Raw genomic sequence first — 4,339 nt, 5'->3', positions numbered from 1 at the left:
ATACATACATTAGTGATTTATAACGTGCATTTACAGAAAAACCCATCCAAGTTATATCTTCCCAATTGTTAACAGTAGATAAAACAGGAATTCCCTCAGTAATTTTCCCATTTTTTTCGTTTTTAAAAACTACAAAGACTGACAGAGATACTATAAGCAAAAATGAGATCATTGAATAGCGAAAACGTTTTTTTACTACCAACTTTTCAACAAGTATACGTTTTCTCAACAAATAATAAACTACTGTTATGGTGACCAAAAAACTGATGCAAAGAATAATTGCCGATTTGCTTACAAAACTTAAGAGCAATTTTGGTTCTTGCAACCACACAAAATCAGTTACAAGTAATGGCTCACTACGCATCCCTTGTTTTATACCATTTGCTAAAGATAAAATAATGCCTAGACTGATAATAAGAAAAGTTGGTAGTAAATATCTATTGATAGATAAATATATTAGCATAAAAACTATAAAAAGACTTAATATTTGAAACAGAGTTGCACCAGGGAAAATATATCTTTCTAGAAGTCTATCATCCCCTTTAACACCATATTGCAGTGTATAATTAAAAATTAAGGACAAAATTGAACTTGTCAATATGACCAATGAAAAACTAGCTTGATTATGCCTAGCATCACTCATTCCTTTAAAGTATATAAGACTAAGAACACCAAATGCAGTTAAGGTAATAAAAATACTCCCTCCAGAATGTAAGAGGTATTGTTGAAATGCCGTACTATTAATATTATTTGTTATTACCACTTGATTCCTTTCTAGAATATAATCTGTTAAAAGGAAATCGTTAGCTGCAAAAGAAGCTAAAAACAGGCAGAGTGGATAAATATTGCCAACTTTATCCAGTGCTCCTATACGGAAATATCGATTAAAATATGGTAGCTTCATAAGATATTTAAAACCATATACTATTAAGATCATCCCCAGTACCGTAAGAAGGAAGTTGAACTGAATAAAATTATTGTTTATCAAATCAAATAACTTAAAACCCTCATTATTAAGATTTCGAGTTACCACTATGGCGTAAGAAGTTACTGCATAAATTCCATATCCTATACCTAATTTTAACAAGAACTTCCTACTTAAAATTCTCGTCGTATAGAGCGACACCGCTAAAACAGAAATAACATACAAAACAAAAGATAGAATCCTGATATTTTCTGCAATTTTCGAACCATTATTAACTATCTTGTCTAAGATAGAGTAATTTACCAAGAAAAAATTTATGAAAAACATAAATAAAGCGAATAAAGTTTTATTGACAATAGTAATGATATCTATTTTTTTTATAAAACTCTGCAAGTTTCTTACCTCTCTATCAAACGTTTTAATATGTATTTAACCGCTCTTACAGGCCCAATAAAAATATATTTTAGCGCTCCTTTTATACCACCCATATAGTTAAAATCAACATATGTTGACGGCTGCAAATCTCCTCGATTATTGAGAATTTTATTATCGATAAAAGATGTCAGTACTATCCGATTCGGTGAAATTTTAAAATCGTAGTTCCTATCCCAAGCAATATAAACTAAGAGACGTTCAATGGCATGCAAGACTGAATTCTGGGGCAACGGTTCGGCAGGAACATCTTGATCTGTCAACTCTAAATCAAAAAGAGGCTTTAATGCATCATACTTAAACCAAATGTATGTTCCATAGCTCATAACAAATGTATTAAAGGAGTTGAAATCAATAGATTTTTTCAATCCCATCTTTTCCCAAAGATCATTCATCTTTGGGGCAATTAGATGTTCATTCCAAGCAACAACAATCCGATTATAGCGAAAAAAAGTTGGAATGTCAGCAATGACCAAACCCAAATCGTCTTGCTGGTTAAAAGTTTTGATAATATTATTTGCTGGCAAAACTAACATATCAATCAACTCTGTTCGCCAAGACTGCCCAGCCCAAAAATCCGCTTCTTTGGATTTTTTCGTATGGAAATGCCCAATGTAATCATAAGTAGCTAGCTGTTCTTTTAATTTGAGCATAGGTAAGACATCTCGACCAATATTACCTGTAACTAAAACCTGAGCTGTTTGATGAAAAGTTTTGAGACTATCTTTAATTTCCAATGCTTTCTCTTCTGTGTTGGTCGTAATAAAAAGGTCATAGGAAAACTCAAATTTCTGAAAAACTTCTAAAAACTCCTCTAATAGATCCGAGTAAAAGACGTGTAGATGAACCGCTATCTTCTTATTCTCAAATTGCCCATTCTTCGTTTCTTTCAAATACTTTCTACTTAGGAGATAAGGCAAATCTGGATAACCAATCTTAGACATATGAGAGACAATTAAATCAACTGGATAAGCGGTTTTTCGTTCAATTTCGTCTAGAATATAAGGTGTGATACTTTGATTTGCAGAGATAGTTTTTACTTTTATGAAAGGTACCTTGTGGCGCAAAATGGCCGTTGGGTTGTAATAGGAAAAATCCGGATGAAGCATGCCTGCAGTATCTTCACCAACTGTGTCAAAAACAGTTCGGTAGCTAAATCCGGCATCCACTAAATTGGTAGTAATATTAGTTTCATAATGATTAATGACATCTTGGACATCGGTGAAATTCTGTACACAAAGCCAAAAGTTTTGAAAAACATTTGAAGCTACTACTTCCTTAGAAAAAGACATATAATAACTTTGTATATGCTCCCGAAAGTGCTTGGTTCTGCGAAAATTAGTCATACCCCAAAAATTAACAGAAGAATCATTCTCAAAACGCCGATATACTTCCTTCATATCCCACAGAGGACCGAAGCATGTATCATTCATCAGTGTTACAGAATCATAATTTTTTATTTCTTCGAATCCAATTTCAGCCATACCATCTCGCCAGGCAGCAAAATCAAAACCAACATTTTCTCTTTCAATGTAATAATCAATTAAATGCTGATTCTCTATTTTCTTCTTATCATTTTCATTTAGTGCGCTGTTAGAAATAAAAACAATCTTAGAAAACAGTGGCCTCATGTGTTCCAGTTGATAAAGCACATGTTGGCTAATTATACTCAATTTATTATAGTGAACATAGAAAAGTATTCTTTTCATTTTACTTCCTTTTTTTAAATATATTTAGAATTTTGCTAGAAAGAGTCCATCTTCTAGAATGGACTACAGAATTATACTGAAGGGTAATATTCTCAATATCTTTCTGTAGTCGGTGATTTTCCTGTTTCATTTTTTCTAACTCAGCCTTGTCCTCTGCTTGCCTTTCCAGCTGTCTAGTTAAAATCTCCAATTCTTTTCCCAAAACAACGGCTACATAATCTGATTTTACTGGATCATCAATATTTAGCATTTTATAGCGTAAAATAAGATTTTTCCCATGATAGTCTCTCAAATCATAAAGCAATTGTGGATCATGTTGAGGAAAAAAATAAAAATTTTTTGCAGTAAATCCATTTGATGCACTAGGTAATATCTCAGTATTGTTATCTACGTCCAATAGGGAAACCTGAGAATAAAAGCTAGGAAGCTCTGATAAATCAACCCGCAGCCTCCTACATTCTGGGGGAAGCCTAAAAGAAACTTCATCTTCAAACTGTAGTTTTTTTTGTAAGATATGTTCTTGGGAAAAAACTCCCAGCTTATCTGCAAAATAGATGGTCAGTTTTTCAATGCCAATATGTGACAAGGAATTCGTTGGCCGGGACAAATATATCTCATACGTGTTAATCCGTTCTAAGAGGAATCTAACCATTTCTTTAAAATCACTTTGGGGATATTTATCAACATAGAAAAGTTGGGTTTCCAAAAGACGATTAAATCGTTTTTGCAAAGCTTCAAAATCCTTAGGTCTAGAATCTGAACCTTCATGTATTCGATAAGCAACCATAGCTTCTGGCAAGAAGAGCTTTTTTGTCCTTTGAAAGAGATCAAGTTGCATATCAAAAGTATCGTCAGCTGTTGTTGGATCCATCTCATCATTAACTTCCAACATCAGTTCTCTTTCAATTAACCAAGTAGATGGAGCTGTAAAACCTCGGCTTGCTAACATCACCTCGTAAGAAGTAATCAGTGGCATCTGTCCACTAGAAAAAACTTGATCTTCTGTAATTTGATTATCTTGATTAATAAAACAAATATCTGTTGTAGACCAACGATATTCAGGATTTTCTCTCAGAGCTCTATACTGTTTCTGGAGTTTCTCATTGTCTAACCAAATATCGTCACCATCACAGCGGGCAATATATTTCCCACAAGCTTCTTGACAGACTCGCTTCCAGGTAAGTGCAATCCCTAAGTTTTCTTCATTGTAGAACGTTCGAATAAGTTCAGGATATCTAGCCTGATACTCTTCAATAATATTTCTTGAATGATC

The 4,339-nt window shown here is 33.3% G+C and carries 2 protein-coding genes and 1 pseudogene; all 3 read right to left on the bottom strand.

Features of this window, described 5'->3' with window-relative positions:
• A pseudogene (locus D8886_RS11400) lies at positions 1-1,087 on the bottom strand (LTA synthase family protein); the annotation flags it as partial.
• A gap of 236 nt (positions 1,088-1,323) precedes the next feature.
• Positions 1,324-3,066: a rhamnan synthesis F family protein gene (locus D8886_RS11395; protein WP_125352840.1), complete on the bottom strand. Its 1,743-nt coding sequence runs from the start codon at positions 3,064-3,066 to the stop codon at positions 1,324-1,326.
• 1 nt (position 3,067) lies between these two features.
• Positions 3,068-4,339, bottom strand: a 1,272-nt coding sequence (locus D8886_RS11390; protein WP_125435756.1) for a glycosyltransferase, incomplete at its 5' end; no start/stop codon positions are given.

Source organism: Streptococcus sanguinis, assembly GCF_003943655.1.
Lineage (GTDB): Bacteria > Bacillota > Bacilli > Lactobacillales > Streptococcaceae > Streptococcus > Streptococcus sanguinis_F.
Note: the sequence above shows the minus strand (reverse complement) of the source record. Positions and strands in the feature narration are given on the sequence as shown.

Bases quoted from the DNA above. Each gene is read 5' to 3' on its own strand.
- D8886_RS11395 (WP_125352840.1), bottom strand. From the start codon at position 3,066: ATGAAAAGAATACTTTTCTATGTTCACTATAATAAATTGAGTATAATT.